The 18,022-nt window shown below is 44.3% G+C and carries 17 protein-coding genes; 12 read left to right on the top strand and 5 right to left on the bottom strand.

Translation table 11 applies throughout. From position 1 onward, the window contains the following. Positions 1-128 precede the first annotated feature (128 nt). The 8 genes from OCW38_RS20235 (at position 129) to OCW38_RS20200 (ending at position 9,115) form a co-directional block, all read left to right on the top strand. On the top strand, positions 129-566 hold the full coding sequence (locus OCW38_RS20235) for a nuclear transport factor 2 family protein (RefSeq protein WP_016767899.1): 438 nt from the start codon (positions 129-131) through the stop codon (positions 564-566). Positions 567-614: 48 nt separating this feature from the next. Then, positions 615-2,081, top strand: a complete 1,467-nt coding sequence (locus OCW38_RS20230) for an NAD(P)/FAD-dependent oxidoreductase (protein ID WP_016767900.1) — start codon at positions 615-617, stop codon at positions 2,079-2,081. 116 nt (positions 2,082-2,197) lie between these two features. Further along, entirely contained in the window at positions 2,198-3,199 is a 1,002-nt protein-coding gene (locus OCW38_RS20225; RefSeq protein ID WP_010431300.1) for a TRAP transporter substrate-binding protein, read from the top strand. A gap of 164 nt (positions 3,200-3,363) precedes the next feature. Then, on the top strand, positions 3,364-3,906 hold the full coding sequence (locus OCW38_RS20220; RefSeq protein ID WP_009845769.1) for a TRAP transporter small permease: 543 nt from the start codon (positions 3,364-3,366) through the stop codon (positions 3,904-3,906). Positions 3,907-3,943: 37 nt separating this feature from the next. Beyond that, positions 3,944-5,284, top strand: a complete 1,341-nt coding sequence (locus OCW38_RS20215) for a TRAP transporter large permease (RefSeq protein ID WP_009845768.1) — start codon at positions 3,944-3,946, stop codon at positions 5,282-5,284. 11 nt (positions 5,285-5,295) lie between these two features. Continuing rightward, positions 5,296-6,216 (top strand): cache domain-containing protein, encoded by a 921-nt coding sequence (locus tag OCW38_RS20210; protein WP_102270060.1) that lies wholly within the window; start codon positions 5,296-5,298, stop codon positions 6,214-6,216. A gap of 235 nt (positions 6,217-6,451) precedes the next feature. Beyond that, positions 6,452-7,024 (top strand): aldolase/citrate lyase/malate synthase family protein, encoded by a 573-nt coding sequence (locus OCW38_RS20205; protein WP_010431291.1) that lies wholly within the window; start codon positions 6,452-6,454, stop codon positions 7,022-7,024. Positions 7,025-7,507: 483 nt separating this feature from the next. Beyond that, entirely contained in the window at positions 7,508-9,115 is a 1,608-nt protein-coding gene (locus OCW38_RS20200) for a BCCT family transporter (RefSeq protein WP_010431283.1), read from the top strand. Positions 9,116-9,364: 249 nt separating this feature from the next. Here the strand turns inward: OCW38_RS20200 and OCW38_RS20195 are convergent, their stop codons facing one another. Continuing rightward, the gene (locus OCW38_RS20195) at positions 9,365-10,291 is read right to left on the bottom strand and encodes a M14 family metallopeptidase (protein ID WP_102270059.1); all 927 of its coding nucleotides are present in this window, start codon (positions 10,289-10,291) and stop codon (positions 9,365-9,367) included. A gap of 174 nt (positions 10,292-10,465) precedes the next feature. Between OCW38_RS20195 and OCW38_RS20190 the strand changes: the two genes are divergently transcribed. Continuing rightward, entirely contained in the window at positions 10,466-11,371 is a 906-nt protein-coding gene (locus OCW38_RS20190) for a DUF808 domain-containing protein (RefSeq protein WP_010431277.1), read from the top strand. A gap of 153 nt (positions 11,372-11,524) precedes the next feature. Here the strand turns inward: OCW38_RS20190 and pyrC are convergent, their stop codons facing one another. Both pyrC and OCW38_RS20180 read right to left on the bottom strand, forming a co-directional pair. Beyond that, a complete protein-coding gene (gene pyrC / locus OCW38_RS20185) occupies positions 11,525-12,553 on the bottom strand; it encodes a dihydroorotase (RefSeq protein ID WP_016790492.1) in 1,029 nt (342 codons plus the stop codon). Between the two features lie 190 nt (positions 12,554-12,743). After that, the gene (locus OCW38_RS20180; protein WP_008215717.1) at positions 12,744-12,902 is read right to left on the bottom strand and encodes a YqaE/Pmp3 family membrane protein; all 159 of its coding nucleotides are present in this window, start codon (positions 12,900-12,902) and stop codon (positions 12,744-12,746) included. A 217-nt stretch (positions 12,903-13,119) separates the two neighbouring features. Here OCW38_RS20180 and OCW38_RS20175 point away from each other — a divergent pair, with 217 nt between their 5' ends. After that, entirely contained in the window at positions 13,120-14,976 is a 1,857-nt protein-coding gene (locus OCW38_RS20175; protein WP_102270058.1) for a hybrid-cluster NAD(P)-dependent oxidoreductase, read from the top strand. A 140-nt stretch (positions 14,977-15,116) separates the two neighbouring features. Here the strand turns inward: OCW38_RS20175 and nadE are convergent, their stop codons facing one another. After that, positions 15,117-15,947 carry an ammonia-dependent NAD(+) synthetase gene (gene nadE, locus OCW38_RS20170; RefSeq protein ID WP_010431261.1) on the bottom strand — a complete coding sequence of 277 codons (831 nt, stop codon included), beginning with the start codon at positions 15,945-15,947 and terminating at the stop codon, positions 15,117-15,119. Between the two features lie 109 nt (positions 15,948-16,056). On the opposite strand from nadE, the gene OCW38_RS20165 reads away from it, so the two are divergent. Then, positions 16,057-16,578 carry a nicotinate-nicotinamide nucleotide adenylyltransferase gene (locus OCW38_RS20165; RefSeq protein WP_010431259.1) on the top strand — a complete coding sequence of 174 codons (522 nt, stop codon included), beginning with the start codon at positions 16,057-16,059 and terminating at the stop codon, positions 16,576-16,578. A 22-nt stretch (positions 16,579-16,600) separates the two neighbouring features. Further along, positions 16,601-17,092 carry a hypothetical protein gene (locus OCW38_RS20160; RefSeq protein ID WP_010431257.1) on the top strand — a complete coding sequence of 164 codons (492 nt, stop codon included), beginning with the start codon at positions 16,601-16,603 and terminating at the stop codon, positions 17,090-17,092. A 192-nt stretch (positions 17,093-17,284) separates the two neighbouring features. On the opposite strand, the gene OCW38_RS20155 is transcribed toward OCW38_RS20160, so the two are convergent. Next, complete coding sequence (locus tag OCW38_RS20155; RefSeq protein WP_261895921.1) at positions 17,285-17,911, bottom strand: AraC family transcriptional regulator; 627 nt, start codon at positions 17,909-17,911, stop codon at positions 17,285-17,287. Between the last annotated feature and the right edge of the window lie 111 nt (positions 17,912-18,022).

Genomic DNA, 18,022 nt, shown 5'->3' with positions numbered 1-18,022 from the left:
GTTAGAGTGGCGAATCTTGTTATCAAGTTGTTAAATTTTCACAGATCTAGTTTAAACACTCTAATAAAAAAGTGGCGCAAAGCTACTGAAATTTAAACCAATAACGAAAACATAAAGGATTCTGGAATATGAATATGCAAACCAATGCAGCGACATTCGTGCTGGAAAACCAAGTCGACACCGCCTTTTTACAGTCTTTTAGTGATGCATGGAATAACCATGATATTGAAGCGCTAATGTCGTTTATGACCGAAGACTGTGTCTTCCACACCGTGGCAGGAGAAGGCGAACTTGGAAACACTATCGAAGGGTACGAAGCCGTTCGTAATAGCTTTGAATTGGTTTGGCAGAACTTTCCAGATGCAGCCTGGAGCGACCCTGTCCACTTTGTGTGTGGCGACCGCGCGGTAAGCGAATCAACGTTCTCTGCGACTAACCCTGATGGCACCGTCATCGAAGCTCGTATGGTTGATGTGTTTACCCTGAAAGAGGGAAAAATCAGCGTAAAAAATGCCTTCCGTAAAACACGACCTCTTTTGACTCCTAACAACACTCCCAAGAGCTAGACACGAAACCACAACCCGTTCACGTGTTATGACTAGGAGAGTCGAATTATGAGTTTAGTAATGGAACAACCGGCAGCCGATGTGCCACCAAAGGTGAAAAGCACCCGAGCACAAGAAAGTACCCAAGCAAAAGAAAGATACGATCCAAAATACGACCCACTTAAAGACAAGAGCCCAGGTCACGGCAAGGAATACGCCCCGACTTATTGGGTAGATACCGCAGGCGTGCCACCTGAAGATGATGGCCCAATTACATCGGATATGGATGTCGATGTGGCGATAATCGGTTCAGGCTACACAGGCCTAAGTACTGCGATACACCTTGCTGAAATGTACGGCATTAAAGCGATTGTGATTGAAGCTAACCGTATGAGTTGGGGCTGCAGTACCCGAAATGGTGGTCAGGCTCAGTGTGCGTCAGGACGTTTGAAGCGTTCTCAGTGGATTGAACGCTGGGGATTAGAAACCGCGCTAAAAATGCACCGCGAATGCGTCGATGGCATGAACACATTTAAGTCTCTAATCAAAGACATTGATTGTGACCCGCAGCCGGGTGGCCACTTATATGTTGCTCACCGTCCAAAAGTGATGGCAACACTCGAGAAAGAAGCCAAGTTGCTGCGTGACACGTTTGATTACGATGCGCAGATCTTAGATGCGGAAACCGTAAAGCGTGATTACGTCGGCGACCAAGAAGCAGCAGGCGCAATGCATGAGCCAGAAGGTATTGGCATCCATGCAGGGAAACTGGCGTTTGGTTATCTAAGAAAGGCGCGAGCACTCGGCGTAAAAGTTCACCCAGCAAGCCCTGTGATGGGATGGGAAACTCGCAACGGTGTGCATTACCTGAAAACGCCTGGTGGTGTGGTTAAGGCTCGTTCTGTCGGTGTTTGTACCGGTGGATACACCAGCCAAGGTTTGCATTCAGAGCTTAAGAATCGCTTATTACCCGTACTTTCTAACTCGATGGTGACGCGTCCGTTAACTCAAGACGAAATCGCTGCGTGTAACTTCAAAACTAATCAGGTGATTACTGATACCAGAATTTTGCGTCATTACTACCGTTTGTTACCCGATAACCGAGTGCAGATCGGTACACGCAGTGCCATCAGTGGCAAGAATGCACCTGACAAGAAATACGAAGACATGTTGAGAGCGGATTTAACTCGAAAATTCCCTTCTCTCGATCAGATCAAAATCGATTATTCATGGTGGGGGTGGGTAGATGTTAGCCACGACATGATGCCAAGAATCTATCAGCCGAATCCAAAGCAATCCATATTCTACGCACTAGGGTATGGCGGCAATGGTGTGATGTACTCCGCTCAAGCAGGCAAGCGCCTCGCTCAGTGGATCGCAGGTGAAGGTCATAAGCTTGACTTGCCAATATTTGAATCAAAACTTCCGTTCCCCAACGTGAGGGAAGTGGTGGAATCTGAGATGTTTGCACCATTTCGAAGAGTAGGGCAACAGTTCCTTTATCAGTGGTATTCGCTAAAAGATGAAGTGCTTTAGTACTCGAACATTGTTTCCAAAATAGGGAAATAGAACTACGACCAGGAAAGTTGTACCAGGTCACCTTGTGAGCAAAGTACAGGCAGGAAGTCTGTATGATATGAAAGGTTAAGACTATGAAATTGATTAAAAATAAAATTATTGCTGGCGTCACAATTGTAGCAACAGCGATGCTATCTCATACCGCGGCAGCAGCAAATTTTAAAATGGCTATCGGAGATGCTGCTGGTGGTACTCAGTGGGAATTAGCGACCTCATTTTCTGAATTGATGGAGCAAAAAACAGACGGCAAAGTCAAAATCGACCTGTTCCCGAATGGTCAATTGGGCAACGAGCAAGACACCGTTAACGACGCGGCAATCGGCCTTCTCGACTTCTCAGTATTGGCGATCAACAACGTGACGCCTTTCTCTCCAACGGTTGGTCTATTGACCATGCCTTATGTCATTCAAAGTGCAGAAGAAGCGGTGCTATTAACTCAAGGCCAAGTGGGTCAAGACCTTGTCGATAACACCATTCGTGATGCTGGCGTTCGTATCGTTGGCTGGGCTTATTCTGGTTTTAGGGTTCTGACTAACTCTAAAAAATCAGTGGCTTCACCAGCGGATCTAAAAGGACTAGTGATTCGTGTTCCTCGTAACGAAATCATGATTGCTTCCTACCAAGCATGGGGCGTAAACCCAACACCAATGGCATGGTCAGAAACATTTACTGGCCTGCAGCAAGGTGTGGTTGATGGACAAGACAACCCATACATCACTGTGCATGCGATGAAGTTCAATGAAGTACAAAAGTACGTCACAAACCTTCGTTATATCTTCTCTCTTGAGCCGCTAATCGTCAGTGAAACAGTCTTCCAACAACAGACGCCTGAAATGCAAAAAATCATTCTTGAAGCGGGTCAGGAAGCGACAGAGCACAGCTTTGCATACTTAGAAAATACTGAAAACAAGATCCGTGAAGAACTGCAAGCAAAAGGCATGGTCTTCACTGACCCTGCAGACAACGAGCAAGAGTGGATCAGCAAAGTCACTAAGTCAGTTTGGCCTAAGTTCTATTCAAGCATTGGAGGCAAAGACAAGCTAGACGACGTTCTTGAGTTACTAGGTAGAAAGTAACGATTAGATTCGCCCTATCTGCTGTTCTTCGCGACTTAATCACCTAGCGATAGAACGGTTAGGTAGGGCATTTACATGGCTTTACTCGTTGATCTGTCCAGTACCTGATCTTTTTAGTACCGCGAGCGACTGGTTGTCATGTGGAAATCAACATTGGAGGTTATATGTCAGTCGCTAAAACAATAAAAAAGCACCTTAACAACATTGAGGAATATACATGTTGTTTGTTGCTAGCAAGCTTTGTCCTATTGCTGTTCACACAAATCCTTACTCGTCAGCTTTTCGATTACTCCATACCTTGGGGTGATGAAGTCGCTACTTACATGTTTGTTTGGTTTGCCTATCTAGGGGCTGTTGTTGCGGCCAAGATGTCGGCGCATAACCGAGTCAGTTTTCACTTCAAGTTCTTCCCCCCGATTGTTCAGACCGTCTGTGAAACCATTGCTGACTTCTTATGGCTGCTGTTTAACGGCTACTTTGTTTATCTCAGCTACGATTTCGTGTTCAACAAAATGAATTTGTTCTGGAAGTCTCAGACGACAGGCATCCCAATGAAATACTTCTATATGATTTTGCCAATCGCATTTTCTCTAATGATGCTGCGCATTATCTGGAACAACTACGAGCGCTTATTTAAGGGCGCTAAGAACGAAGATCCTGAAGTCAAAGAACTGCGCAAAATGACGGCACAAAAGTCATCACAGTAGTCGTCACAGAGAATAGCCGTAATAGAGAGATGTAATAATGGAATCCTATTTAACTCTAATTTTATTTGGTGGTTTCTTAACCCTGTTAATTCTGGGTGCACCAATCACAGTATCACTGGCCGGCGCTTCAATGGCGGCCTATATGTTGCTCGACAAAAACCCCATCGCTTTAGTACAAATCGCGTTCACTTCGGTGGGTAACTTCCCATTAATGGCGCTGCCAGCCTTTGTTCTTGCTGGCGCATTAATGGAGGCGGCGGGTATCTCCAAACGTCTGGTGGATATTGCAGAGAGCTTAGCCGGACCCGTGACGGGTGGCCTTGGCGCTGCAACCGTGATGGCGTGTTTGTTTTTTGGTGCTATCTCAGGTTCAGGCCCTGCAACCACAGCAGCGGTAGGCATGCTAATGGTGCCTGCAATGGTTAAGCGAGATTACGATAAGAGTTACGCATCGGCAGTAACGGCTGCATCAGGGGGCTTGGGGATCATTATTCCGCCATCCATCCCGTTAGTTATTTTCGGCATCTCAGCAATGGGATTAATGGCACCGCCTGAAGCCATCGCTCAACACGGGCAATTTGCTTCTTTATCTATTCCTAAATTGTTTGTTGCAGGCGTTGTTCCTGGCTTCATCATGGCATCTACACTCGTTGTCACTAACTACTTCATTGCCAAGCGAGAAGGCTATAAAGGGCTGTCTGAGAATTGGTCATTTGGCGAAGTAAGACATGCTTTACGCCGTGGCATATGGTCGATACTGGCTCCATTTTTGATTCTCGGAGGTATCTACAGCGGTATGTTCACACCAACAGAGTCAGCGGTTGTGGCAATTTTCTATTCGCTGTTTGTCGGTGTGTTTATTCACCGAGAGTTATCGTTTAAAAGCACCATCAAATCATTATCGACAACCACATGGATTACCGGGCGTGTGTTGCTGATTCTATTCGCTGCAACGGTATTTGGTCGCTTGTTAATCGAACAAAAAATTCCGGTCGTGGTGGCTGAGTCATTACTAGGTTTCACTGACAATATGTATATGGTGTGGGCACTGACTATTGTGCTATTGCTTTTCGTCGGCATGTTCATGGAAACGTTAGCCGCGATCATGATTATCGTGCCAGTGCTGTTGCCAATTATGTATATGCTAGGCGCGGATCCAACCCACGTAGGTATTGTGGTGGTGTGTACGTTGTCGATAGGTTTTGCTACGCCTCCGCTCGGTGAAAATATCTTTGTCGCCTCGGGGATAGGCGGGGCCACGGTCGAGCAGATCACCGCGAAGATCCACCCCTTTGTTCTTGCATCCGTAGTGGGCGTGTTCGTTATCGCTTTCTTCCCACAAATTACGCTTTGGCTACCGTCCTTAGTGGGCTATTAGGAGAAGTCACTATGAATATATCAAGAATTATCCTTATTGGTTGTGCCGTATTTGCAGTGATCAGTGGTATTGGATTACGTGCCGAACATTCAGAAACAGCGAAAGAAAATGAGCCAGTCAATGTGCTCGAAATTTCAGAGCCACATGTGGTCAGTGACGCTGAAAGAAGAGCCAAAACCCTGCTTGCTAAAGCGGTTGTCCATGTACAAAAAGAAGGCGATGAGAGCGTAAAAGACTTTATGAGTAGCGCCGAATATATAGACGGTGAGCTCTATGTATTTGCGCTTGGTATTGATGGTCAATTCCTTGCCAGTGGTGGCTCTTCAATGGTGTTGGTGGGCGACAGTGTTTTGGATACCCAAGACGTCTACGGTAATCCTTTTTTTAGAGAAATGATCACTAAAGCTGTGCACAACGGGTTTGGCGAAGTTCAGTACCATTGGACTAACCCTACTGATCGCATGGGCGAACCTAAAACGACCTTCTTTGAGCGTGTCGGTGACGTGATTGTTGCCGTGGGGTATTACCCAGAACGCTCCAGTGCAACAGAAGCTAAGCGGTTATTGGCAAGAGCCATGACCGCGATGGTAGAGTCTGAGCTAGACAGCATTGCCGAGTTCAATAATAGTGAAGGCAGCTTTGTTGAAGGAGACCTGTATGTGTTTGTGATAGACATGAACTCCGGGAAACTGCTCGCTCATGGCGTGTCTCCTGAGCTTGTCGGACGGTCACACAATGAAATTCTAAGCCCTGACAATAAGCCAATTCTTACTGAGATGCTGAATCTCGCTAAAGAAAATGGTCGTGGCGTTTACACCTATCAATGGTTAAACCCGCTGTCGAGAAAAGTGGAAACCAAACACACTTACTATCGAGTGATCGACAATAAGCTGGTTGGTGTTGGTTACTACACTAATTCAAACAGCACGTAAAAGTGTTTCTACTGAGCCCTCAACCCCATCAGTTAAAGGCTGAGGACTCGAAATACCGGTTTGTGTAAAAAAGCAATTTAGTAAAATTCACACTGTGAAATTTTTGTTGTGAAATTGTTTAGAAAATACAAGTAGTATGAAATACATGGAAGCAACACAGTAAAGAACAATTTTGAAAAGGGTCAATCAGGATTTTTGACCTACATGAAATTCAAAGCCGTAAGAGGGAAAAACTATGAATATGCTGACACTAGACAAAACAGAACTTCACAGAAACCATTCAACATTTATTGCTGAAGCTGTCTTTGCCGTTGAAATGGTGAAAGCAGACAAGCAACTCGAAAAGCAGAGAATGGCGAAACAGTTGCTTGATACTCTATTTCCTCTTGAGGCGGGTTCACACGAAGACGTGGTGAGCTACGAGATTGATTATCGACATGTTCAGGTTTACTTCAAAAACGGTGAACACACAGGCCTGAAACGCGCTAAACACTTTGTGGCTTACACAGGTGATAAATCTAAGCCTTCAGCAATATTATTCCGTGACGAAAGCGGTACACACGTTGAAGTGACAATCGGTGCTCGTAAAGGTACTGGCCACTTGGAATTGGTTGATATTCAAGATATCCAGCTAGAAACATGTACTACATTTGGCCAAACAGAGGTTAGCCGCTCTTCAGGAATCCGTCACTGGGTGAGCCTGGTGAAAGGCGATGAAAGCGGTCGCTCGAACGCATCGAGCGAAGACAAAGAGTTCACGGCGAAGAATGGCGAAGACTATAACTTAGGTTTTTGCTACGCGCTCTAATACTCTGTAGCGATTTCGTATCTGAGCGCTGCGATACGTGGCGCTAAAATTTCATTATTGATTTCTCTTTTACCTTTGGTAATTTCCCCGCCCCTATAGCGGGGCTTTTTTGTTAGAGCTATAAATAAATTGGGCTGTTGTTAATACTATCTGTCGAAAGTTTAGTTTAGATTTTACGGTGTGCAACTTTGATTTAAGATGCTGTCTTTAAAGGTTTTTATTTCTTTATTTTATTCTGATTTTATTGGCGTAACTGTCACTATCAACGGTGGTTCGGGTAACTTTTAAGCTGAAACTCCGTCAAAATGCTTCGTGCTGTGCTATAATGCGCGCCTTGGGATTGAGCAAGTAAGTCCAATCATCATCTATTTCGGTGATTTTTATCACGTTTTATTTACGTGGCTCGGCAAGTCAATCAAGTAGTAATTGGATATGGAGAGCGTCCTTATATTCGTTGATTCGGATATGCGAACATCATAATTTATGAGTTTTAAATCAAAAAAATACAGTATCGATTCTACTGACTATCAAGTTGGTCAAGATAACGTCAGTAAATGGGGCATGGATGTCCACAACACAGTTTTTCTAGCCTCAGTAGGCTTATCTCTTCTCTTTATCATCACTCTTCTTGCTCTTCCTCCAGCAGATGCTAAAGCTGCTATTGATTCTATTAAGGGTGCTGTTCTATCAAAGTTTGACTTCCTGTTTATGTGGGGAGCTAACATCATGCTAGCATTTGCTGTTGTTCTTGCTTTCTCACCATTGGGTAAAGTTCGTTTAGGTGGCGAAGATGCGACAGCAGACTATTCAATGTCATCTTGGATTGCGATGTTATTCGCAGCAGGCATGGGTATCGGGCTTATTTTCTGGGGTGTGGCAGAGCCAACCGCGTTCTTCACTAACTGGTTCGGAACCCCACTTAATGCAGAACCTTTTACAGAAGCAGGCCGTGAACTCGCACTAGGTGCAACCGTATTCCACTGGGGCTTTCATGCATGGGCTATCTATGGCATGACGGCGCTCTGTCTTGCGTACTTTGTTTATAACAAAGGTTTGCCGCTTTCAATGCGCTCAGTGTTTTATCCAATTCTGGGTGAACGTGTTTGGGGTAAAACCGGTGATGTTATCGACGTACTAACCGTACTGGTTACTTTGTTTGGTCTAGCAACTTCATTAGGCTTAGGGGGTACACAAGCGGCAAGTGGTATTAGCCATGTGTTCGGTTTGGAAAATAACATTTTTCTTCAGCAAGCTATCATTGTTCTAATCATGGGTTTGGCGATCATTTCTGTTCTACGTGGTATGGACGGTGGTGTTAAGTTCCTAAGTAACTTGAACATGGTTATCGCGTTCGTATTCCTTGGTCTTATCGCAGTATTGAACTTCACGACTGTACTTGATTCCGTGGCAACAGCGGTGACGGGCTATGTGAAAAATATCGTAGCTTTAAGCCAAAGTTCTGGTCGTGAAGACACAACATGGCTGCATGGTTGGACTGTGTTCTACTGGGCATGGTGGGTTGCGTATGCACCTTTCTTCGGCATGTTTGTAGCGCGTATTTCTAAAGGTCGCACGGTTCGTGAATTCCTACTTTGCGTACTGATTATCCCAACATTAGTAACTTCAGCTTGGATGTCTATCTTCGGTGGTGTGGCTATCGAACAAGTAATTAATCAGGTAGGGCAACTTGGCCTTGACCAAGGCATTACAGACGTTTCTCTAAGTTTGTTCTACATGCTAGATGCATACCCGTTTGGCAACATTCTATCTGTTATCGCAGTCGCGTTGATCATCGTGTTCTTCGTTACCACGTTGGACTCAGGTTCTATCGTTATCGATGGCATGACGGCAGGTGGTAAGCTTGAAGTGCCAGTGAAACAGAAAGTGGTTTGGGCGGTTATCTCAGGCGCGATCGCAATGGTGATGCTATGGATTGGTGGCACTCAATCTATCCAAGCACTTCAATCGATCACTATCATCGCAGCATTGCCGTTTACGATCATTCTTCTGATTGGCTGTGTCAGCTTGTTGAAAGGTCTACTGACTGAAGTAGATAAAGGACAAGCAAGCGTTAGCGAAACAGCGAAATAAAATAGCTAAGACTCTGAGTAAGTAATTAGGTAAATAACTACTTATTCCGGATGAAGCGTTATTTAAAAGCTCTCTTGTACTGTGCAAGGGAGCTTTTTTATGTCTAAGAAGAAATCAAAGATAAGCAGAAAAGACATAATAAAAGAGCCACAAGTGAATCGTCACTTATGGCTCTTTTTTAGTTTTAGAGATTCGCTTTAGGTAGGGAACTCGCTACTAAGTGCTTGGTGCGAGGTCTTAAGTAGTCGCTTAAGCGTTTAATTCGTGTTGGATTACGTAATCCAAAGCACCGGTTACCGCAGCCACTTGAGCGTCATTGCACTCTTCGTCTGTCACTTTGTCGCTGTCTGGGTAAACTTCTGTGGTTGTGCCGTATTTGCAATCAGTAACGCTGCCACATAAGCCAAGCTTCTTCATTGGGTAGTTGATCACACCGTGCTGAGTGACGTCTGAACCAATGATCTTGCCTTCGTCATCCGCAGGCGCAATGTGCGTTACTTTTTCTACTGAAGCAATTACTGCCGCTTGGAATTCTGGTTGCGGGTTTTCTGTATCGCCAACCGTGTAGAAACCATCTGGAATCATACCTTCGATGTACTCAATACCATCACGAGCCGCGAGTGCTGGTCGGAATTCAGTTTCATCAGAATCTGTCGTCTCATGCAGGTCAACGTGAACCAGTACTTTTGGCAAAGAAGCCACTAACGCACGTAGGTTTGCTGATTCTTCTGCTGGCGTACTGTCGTAGAAAGAGCGGTTTGGATCGACCGCATTTTGGTTCCAACGGTTGATCACTTCGTAGCCCCAAGGGCTCACACAGGGAGCAACAACAATGTTGAAGTGTGCTGAGTATTGTTCTGCTTGAGTTGCCGCGAACTTAATCGCACCGTGTACACCACTGGTTTCGTAACCGTGTACACCACCTGTTACTAGAACCGTGGGTTTTGATGCATCCCAGTTTTTGCTTTTGATAGCGAAAAGCGGGAAGCGAGCTTCATCGTAGCTCAATGCACCGTATTGTTCGATGTCGAGGCGGTCTGCAAGCGCTTTAATCTTTGGTACAACTTCTTGTTGGTATTCACGCTTAACCGTTCTTTGAGTGAACCACGCTTCACGTTCTGCTTGTTGCCACTTTTGTCCTGGCTGACCGATTGGGTAGAAGTATTCACTTTTCATCTATACTTTTTCTTTTATGTTCATGAAAGATGAAGACAGACTAGTCCTGTCTAACTGCGACAGCAATAGAAAACACAGTTTGTGACTTTATTTATTACAGACTCATAACTTTGATGAGTGGATTGATAGTGTTACATTCCATTTGTTGTTCAATCCTTTGAAAGAGAATAAAAAATGGCTGGAGCAAGTTTACTCACATTGCTAGATGACATAGCAACAGTGCTAGACGATGTCGCGCTAATGTCTAAAGTTGCGGCGAAAAAAACCGCAGGTGTATTAGGTGATGATTTAGCTCTGAATGCCCAACAGGTATCAGGTGTTGCTGCTGAAAGAGAGATCCCAGTGGTATGGGCGGTTGCAAAAGGCTCATTTAAAAACAAGCTGATCTTAGTGCCTGCAGCATTATTGATCAGCGCGTTTATTCCTTGGCTGATCATGCCATTACTCTTGATTGGTGGCTTGTTTCTTTGTTTTGAAGGGGCAGAAAAAGTATTAGAGAAGATCTTCCCTCATGCTCATCCACATGAAGAAAAAAGTGTAGAAAATGACACTAATGAATCCTTAGAAGAGTATGAGAAGAGAAAGGTAGCGGGTGCGATTCGGACCGACTTCATCTTGTCTGCAGAGATCATAGTGATTGCGCTGGGTACTGTAACGGGGACAAGTATTGTGACTCAAATTCTTGTTGTGAGTTTAATTGCAGTTGTGATGACGATGGGTGTTTATGGCTTGGTTGCAGGAATCGTGAAGCTAGACGATTTAGGTTTTTATCTCCAGCGTACATCGAGTGGTAATGCCATTAAAACCAAGTTGGGGAATGGGCTAGTTGCATTTGCCCCAAAACTAATGAAGTTACTTGCTGTTGTTGGTACGGCTGCGATGTTCTTAGTTGGTGGCGGTATTGTGGTACACAGCGTGCCAGTTATCCACCATTTAATCGAACCGATCATTATGGATTTTAGTGGTCATACGATTGCGACAGCGATTATTCCAACTCTGTTGAATGCCGTGATTGGTGTTCTTGCTGGATTGTTTGTCGTAATCGTTTGGGGTGCAATAGAGAAAGTTCGTGGTAAATAAGTGATAAATTGTGTTCGGTGAAAGGATGCCTGTCATCAGAACAAAAAGGGGCACCATAATCATTATGGTGCCCCTTTTAATCTAATGGGTCGTGTTTAATTAACACCACGCTCTTATTTTTCAATATAAGCGCTTATTTTTACGACCAAGTGTTTACTTTACAGACCAAGCAATCGTCTCGCCTCCACGGATTGGCACTACGATGTCTGAACCGAAAGGCATGGTTTCAGCAACGTTCCACTCTTCTTTAACAAGAGTGATGGTGTCTGTGTTACGCGGCATACCGTAGAAGTCAGGGCCGTTGTGGCTTGCAAACGCTTCTAGGTTCTCAATTTTACCTTCTAAGTCGAACACTTCTGCGTACAGTTCAACGGCAGCGTGCGCTGTGTAAGAACCTGCACAGCCACATGCTGACTCTTTTGCGCCTTTTGCGTGTGGTGCAGAGTCTGTACCCAAGAAGAACTTCTTGCTACCACTTGTTGCAGCCTCGATTAGCGCTAATTGGTGAGTGTTGCGCTTTAGGATAGGTAGGCAGTAGAAATGTGGCTTAATGCCACCAACCAACATGTGGTTGCGGTTGTAAAGTAAGTGGTGAGCTGTAATTGTTGCGGCTACGTTGTCGTTTGCGTTTTTCACGAAGTTTGCAGCATCAGCGGTTGTGATGTGCTCTAGAACAATCTTCAAGTTAGGGAAGTCGTTTACAATTGGAGCGAGTACTGTGTCTAGGAACTGCTTCTCACGGTCGAAGATATCAACATCGTGAGTGGTTACTTCGCCGTGAACCAGAAGCAACATATCCACTTCTTGCATTGCTTCTAACACGTGGTAAATCTTTTGAGCCGAAGTTACGCCTGAATCCGAGTTTGTCGTCGCGCCTGCTGGGTAAAGCTTCGCTGCAACAACTGCACCAGACTCTTTCGCTTTGCGAATTTCATCAGGAGTCGTGTTATCTGTTAGGTAAAGTGCCATTAAAGGCTGGAACTGTTCACTTGGTTGCTCTGCCATGATGCGTTCACGGTAAGCTAAAGCCATTTCGGTATCGGTTACCGGTGGGATGGTGTTTGGCATGATTAACGCTCGACCATTGTAGCGGCTGATATCGCGCACTGTATCTTTTAATACGTCGCCATCGCGTAGATGAACGTGCCAGTCGTCAGGACGAGTAATCGTAAGTTGTGTCATTGAAGGCTCCCACCAATTGAAGTGTTATGTAGTTGGAGCCTAAACTCGGCGAAATCTGTGAAAGCAATCGCTTACGTTTAGGCGACAGGATGATAGTGGAAAAGCACTTTCATTTCATCCTATTTTTAACTCTTCAGGGTTAGGAGCCTGTTTTTATAGGTATTTATTCTGTATTAGATTAGTCGAAGGGCTAGCGAGTGGCGACCCATAGTCCGTGAATCATTCCTGGCACCCAGAAAAAGAAAGTGAGGACGATGTTAATCAGTAAATCTTTACCTGCGCCGCGAGCGAAGAACACCCCAACAGGCGGGAGCAGGACACATAAGATGATAATGACGAGTTTGTTCATGATAAATCCTTTTTATTCAATGAAAGTTTAATGCGATACCGTGTTCAAATTATAGAACGTATGGAGAGTGTTAATACATTGCTGTTTTTATGTATATGGGATACTAGGATAAACATCTCAAGATAATAGCTTGGTATCAAGTGTTTAGTGCTTGTCAGTTTATCTATTTATAACCATTTGTTAGCATTAGGACAAATAACAAAACATTGGAATCGTTATGTCGCAGCTACCGTCAGATCAAAAGGCTTCAGAGCAAGTGCCTTCTCTATCTCAAATCAATGTGTTTCCGGTTAAATCAGTAGGTGGGATTTCACTCTCTTCTGCTTGGGTCGAAAAACAAGGTCTCACCTTCGACAGACGTTTTATGTTAGCGCTAGCTGACGGTTCAATGGTGACGGCCCGTAAGTATCCGAAAATGGTCAAGGTATCTTCAAGTTTGCAGCCTGATGGTTTGATTTTTACTTATGAAGGTAAAGAGCCGCTGCGTTTAAAGTACACAAGCTTTAAGATGCAAGAGGCGCCAGCAACGGTCTGGAAAGACAGTTTCACGGCGTATACGACCAACGACGAAGCTGACGATTGGTTCAGTGAAGTGTTGGGGGTTCGAGTTGAGCTTCTGTTCTCTGGAGATCAATCGAATCGTGTTCGTGAAAAGCTCGGTCACAATGTGAGCTTTGCCGACGGTTACCCAATGTTAGTGATTAGCCAAGCCTCTCTTGATGAACTCAATCGTCGTAGTCCTGAAACTCATTCGATGGATCAGTTCCGCACCAACTTTGTTGTTTCTAATACCGAAGCATTTGCTGAAGACGGCTGGAAGCGTATACGAATTGGTGAGGTTGAATTTGAATCCGTTAAGCCTTGTGAACGGTGCATTCTCACAACGGTTGACGTTGAACGTGGTGAGTTTAGAGAAACAAAAGAGCCGCTTAACACTTTTTCTAAATTTAGAGCCAACGAGCGTGGTGGCGTTTTCTTTGGTCAAAACCTAGTTGCTAAAAATGAAGGTTTAGTCAAAGCAGGTGATGTCGTTGAAGTATTAGAAACTAAAGAGAAAGAGCACTACGAAGATACTTGGATAGAGTCGTTACATTTAACCTGTGTTGAGCGTGAAGAGATTGCACGTGATTTTACAACTTTTTGGTTAGAGCCTGCGAAAGAGAATCACGCATTACCAAGTTATCAACCTGGTCAGCATTTGCCGATTGAAATGGTTATTGATGGCGAGACGGTTTCACGTCGTTACACACTGTCTTCAAGCCCATCACGATTGGGCCGTTTAGCTATATCAGTTAAGCGTGTAGATGATGGTCAAATTTCTAACTGGCTCAATGATCACTTTCACGTAGGCGATACCTTAGTCGCGAAAAATCCAGATGGTGCATTTTATTTAGAAGAAAATCCAACGCACCCGTTACTGCTTTTGTCTGCCGGTAGCGGTGTAACCCCAATGTTGTCGATGCTTCGTTATTTAGCTGATCATGGTCAAATCGATGATGTGGTTTTCTATCACCAATGCAGCAGCGAAGAGGATATTCCTTATCAAGCTGAGATTGATAAGATTGCCAGCGAGCATACCGGTCTGCGTGTGATTTATTCTTTGAGTCAGCCAACCAAAGAATGGGATGGTTTGTCTGGGCGCTTGAGTGTGTCGCATATCGCTAAAATTGAAGAACTGCACAAGCGCCAAGCGTTTGTGTGTGGCCCTGATGGTTTTATGGATAACGCAAAAAAATTGTTAATTCAAATGGGGCTTAACCCTCAGCATTACCATCAAGAAGCATTTGGTGTTGCCCAATCCACTGATGAAACTGTGAAGCAACTGCAGTTGAGTGTAAACGGCTACTTGTTTGAAGGTAATAACCAATCAACGCTTCTAGAACAGGCAGAGTCGGCGGGTGTGCCTATTGCTTCTAGCTGTCGTGCTGGTTTTTGTGGCGCGTGTAAAGTGACACTTGAATCAGGGCAGGTTCACCAACCTGACGTACCAGCACTGCAAGAGCATGAACGTAACATGGGCCAGATACTGGCGTGTTGCAGTGTTCCGCAAACGGATATCGAAGTTGTGGATTAGCGACTCGTTAGACCATAAAAAAGTGCCTCAAGTAGAAAAGGCCTGAAGTTCGTCTAGATGAACTTCCGGCCTTTTTGGTTCTTACTGCGTTGCTAGTTGTATAATCCCACTAGCTTTACGTTATCACTAATTAACTAAAATTAATCGTAGATCGTTGGGATAGGTTGACGCTTGTGCTGTGTTGCTTTGTAGATACTAACTAAGCGATCTGATACATCTTGAGACACTTCTTTGCCTTCAAGGAAATCGTCGATCTGATCGTAAGAAAGGTTCAATGCTGCTTCATCAGCTTTCTGTGGGTCCAGTTCTTCTAGGTCAGCGGTTGGGGTTTTCTTCACCAGCAATTCTGGGGCACCTAATGTTGCAGCCAGTTCACGAACTTGTCGTTTGTTCAAACCGAACAGAGGAGCCAAATCACATGCGCCATCGCCGTGCTTAGTGTAGAAACCAGTGATGTTTTCTGCTGAGTGATCGGTACCAATAACAAGACCACCGACGTAACCTGCGATTTCGTATTGTGCGATCATGCGAGCTCGAGCTTTCACATTGCCTTTTACAAAGTCGATTTTCGCCGAATCTGTTGGTAATAAGCCTGTGCTTTCTAAAGCAACATGAGATGCTGCGTGAAGCCCATCAACGCCCGCCTTAATGTTTACAGAAACGGACTGAGAAGGCTGGATGAAAGACAGAGCAAGCTGTGCTTCATCTTCATCTTTTTGCTCGCCATAAGGTAAGCGAACAGCAATGAATTGATAGTCGTTACTGCCAGAGCTTTCATTCAGGCTATCAATTGCCATTTGTGCTAAACGGCCACAGGTTGTTGAGTCTACACCGCCGCTGATACCAAGGATCAGAGACTTGCAGCCTGACTGTTGTAGTTTCGTTTTAATAAAGTCCACACGACGAGTCACTTCGAAGTGAGGGTCAATTGAAGGTAGTACGCGCATTTCATCACGAATTAACTGTTCCATTCGTATTCCTTTCCTGCAAGCAAATTAAAAATCTAGTGTTATCATACCTAAATCATTCGATTTAAAAACCTCTTTGCACAAGCTTAGAAAGAGAAGGCAGTAATTAATAATGGAAAAAATAGCCATTTTCGGTAGTGCGTTTAATCCACCGAGCTTAGGGCATAAAAGTGTGATTGATTCGTTGGCTCACTTTGACAAGATTCTACTGGTACCAAGCATTGCCCATGCTTGGGGAAAAGAGATGCTAGACTTTGATACGAGATGTCAGCTTGTCGAGGCGTTTATCTCTGATTTATTGCTGGATCAAGTTGAACTGTCATTAGTTGAGAAAGGACTATTTACTCCTGGTGAAAGTGTCACGACCTATGCCGTCCTTAGTCAGCTTCAAAAGCAGCATCCAGAGGCCGAACTGACCTTTGTCATCGGGCCTGATAATTTCTTTAAGTTTTCATCGTTTTATAAATCAGATGAAATAACAGAACGCTGGTCTGTTATGGCTTGCCCCGAAAAAGTAAAGATTCGAAGCACTGATATTCGCCACGCTTTGCAAAATGGGAGCAATGTAGCAAAACTGAGTACAAAGTCAGTTACAAGAATATTGCAAGACAGTGAACTGTATACAATAATATAGATTCACTATTTTAAGAGGTCTGATGACTATGCTGAAGGGCGCGATACCAGCGACGTTAATTATTGCTGCATGCAGTATGCCTGCGTACGCTGATTGTGATTTTTTTAGTTTAGATTCGATCATGCTGACTTCTGGTGATGAAAATAGTTGTCTAAATTTTTCTACTAGCATCGAATCTTTTGGTCAGCGTATGCTAGAAATCAGTGGATTTTCAGGCGGAGACTCAGAGAGTAAACCTGACTATTGGTCCGATTGGGTTATCCAAAGTAAAGATTCCCCTCTGTTAACACAAAGCCTTGAATCAAACTATGTTGGCTTGGGGATGTGGTTCCCTGAAGATCTGGAAGACGAGCAATATGACATGTCTACAGAAGAATGGTTAATGAACCATGGTCTTCAGTTGAGTATCGGTTTTGGTGAGAAAGTAGAAGGGCAACCTCGTATGCGCTTTGATTACCGTTGGCATGACTCACGAGACGCAGACTTGATGATGCAGGTTGAATTGCCATTCTAGACCGAAAGGCCATTAGTCGATGTTGAGATGCGAAGAATTCAAAGTTGAAATGTTAAGAATTAAAAAAGCCGCAAAAACTGAGTTTTTGCGGCTTTTTAGTATCTAGTGTTTTTGGCTTGGTTTAATAGTTAGCTCATAGACTGGTTTACGTCTGAATTTAGTGAGTAAAGAACGGGGACCGGACTCTTTTGTCTAGAGTTCTTCACCGAACACTAGCATACACAGTTGCTCAAACTCCTCTTCCTTACCTGAGAACAAGTCATCAATCACCAACGCACGCTTTTGACCTGATTGCATGCGTTTCTTTGCTTCCCTCATTACCATCACCAAGGTGTGTTCTTGTGGCAGGTTAGAGTCATCAATATTCCATTGATTGAATCGCTGAGACAGGGCGCTTTCGCAAAGTAATGGTTTGAACGCTAACACTTCTTGTTTAAGCACAGAAAGCATATCTTTGAATGCTTGCTCGGTATTATTAGCATTTGAAGCGCGAGCTTTGGTTATCTCTAGTTTTTCTAATAGCGCCGAAGACAGGTTCGCTTGAGTGATGTAACCCGCTTGTCTTGGGAAAGAATCCGTTAAACGCACAGAAAAATCGACACGATTAATTTGGGTATTTGGAAAGTAGGTCAGTGACGTTAAGCAGTCATAGGGAATCCAGATACTTTGACCTGGCTCAACGGCATACTCTTGTTTACCTAGCTTTATCAAAACCAAGCCACTTTGAACCGATACAAGGCTATGTTTAAGTACTTTCTTGCGTGGTGTGATCACCAAGTGTGAAAAGTAAGCCGATGTATATTCAATAGCGAAGTTCATAGATAGTACCTTAATTTTGGGGCGTCAAGATTACCGTTAATCTGTAAGAATGCCAACAATAACAGGGGATTTTCAATGTTTCTGGTCTGACCTTGTCAAAAGTATGGGCTC

Source organism: Vibrio cyclitrophicus (genome assembly GCF_024347435.1).
GTDB lineage: Bacteria > Pseudomonadota > Gammaproteobacteria > Enterobacterales > Vibrionaceae > Vibrio > Vibrio cyclitrophicus.
Note: the sequence above shows the minus strand (reverse complement) of the source record. Positions and strands in the feature narration are given on the sequence as shown.

Bases quoted from the DNA above. Each gene is read 5' to 3' on its own strand.
- OCW38_RS20235 (WP_016767899.1), top strand. From the start codon at position 129: ATGAATATGCAAACCAATGCAGCGACATTCGTGCTGGAAAACCAAGTC.
- OCW38_RS20230 (WP_016767900.1), top strand. From the start codon at position 615: ATGAGTTTAGTAATGGAACAACCGGCAGCCGATGTGCCACCAAAGGTG.
- OCW38_RS20225 (WP_010431300.1), top strand. From the start codon at position 2,198: ATGAAATTGATTAAAAATAAAATTATTGCTGGCGTCACAATTGTAGCA.
- OCW38_RS20220 (WP_009845769.1), top strand. From the start codon at position 3,364: ATGTCAGTCGCTAAAACAATAAAAAAGCACCTTAACAACATTGAGGAA.
- OCW38_RS20215 (WP_009845768.1), top strand. From the start codon at position 3,944: ATGGAATCCTATTTAACTCTAATTTTATTTGGTGGTTTCTTAACCCTG.
- OCW38_RS20210 (WP_102270060.1), top strand. From the start codon at position 5,296: ATGAATATATCAAGAATTATCCTTATTGGTTGTGCCGTATTTGCAGTG.
- OCW38_RS20205 (WP_010431291.1), top strand. From the start codon at position 6,452: ATGAATATGCTGACACTAGACAAAACAGAACTTCACAGAAACCATTCA.
- OCW38_RS20200 (WP_010431283.1), top strand. From the start codon at position 7,508: ATGAGTTTTAAATCAAAAAAATACAGTATCGATTCTACTGACTATCAA.
- OCW38_RS20195 (WP_102270059.1), bottom strand. From the start codon at position 10,291: ATGAAAAGTGAATACTTCTACCCAATCGGTCAGCCAGGACAAAAGTGG.
- OCW38_RS20190 (WP_010431277.1), top strand. From the start codon at position 10,466: ATGGCTGGAGCAAGTTTACTCACATTGCTAGATGACATAGCAACAGTG.
- pyrC (WP_016790492.1), bottom strand. From the start codon at position 12,553: ATGACACAACTTACGATTACTCGTCCTGACGACTGGCACGTTCATCTA.
- OCW38_RS20180 (WP_008215717.1), bottom strand. From the start codon at position 12,902: ATGAACAAACTCGTCATTATCATCTTATGTGTCCTGCTCCCGCCTGTT.
- OCW38_RS20175 (WP_102270058.1), top strand. From the start codon at position 13,120: ATGTCGCAGCTACCGTCAGATCAAAAGGCTTCAGAGCAAGTGCCTTCT.
- nadE (WP_010431261.1), bottom strand. From the start codon at position 15,947: ATGGAACAGTTAATTCGTGATGAAATGCGCGTACTACCTTCAATTGAC.
- OCW38_RS20165 (WP_010431259.1), top strand. From the start codon at position 16,057: ATGGAAAAAATAGCCATTTTCGGTAGTGCGTTTAATCCACCGAGCTTA.
- OCW38_RS20160 (WP_010431257.1), top strand. From the start codon at position 16,601: ATGACTATGCTGAAGGGCGCGATACCAGCGACGTTAATTATTGCTGCA.
- OCW38_RS20155 (WP_261895921.1), bottom strand. From the start codon at position 17,911: ATGAACTTCGCTATTGAATATACATCGGCTTACTTTTCACACTTGGTG.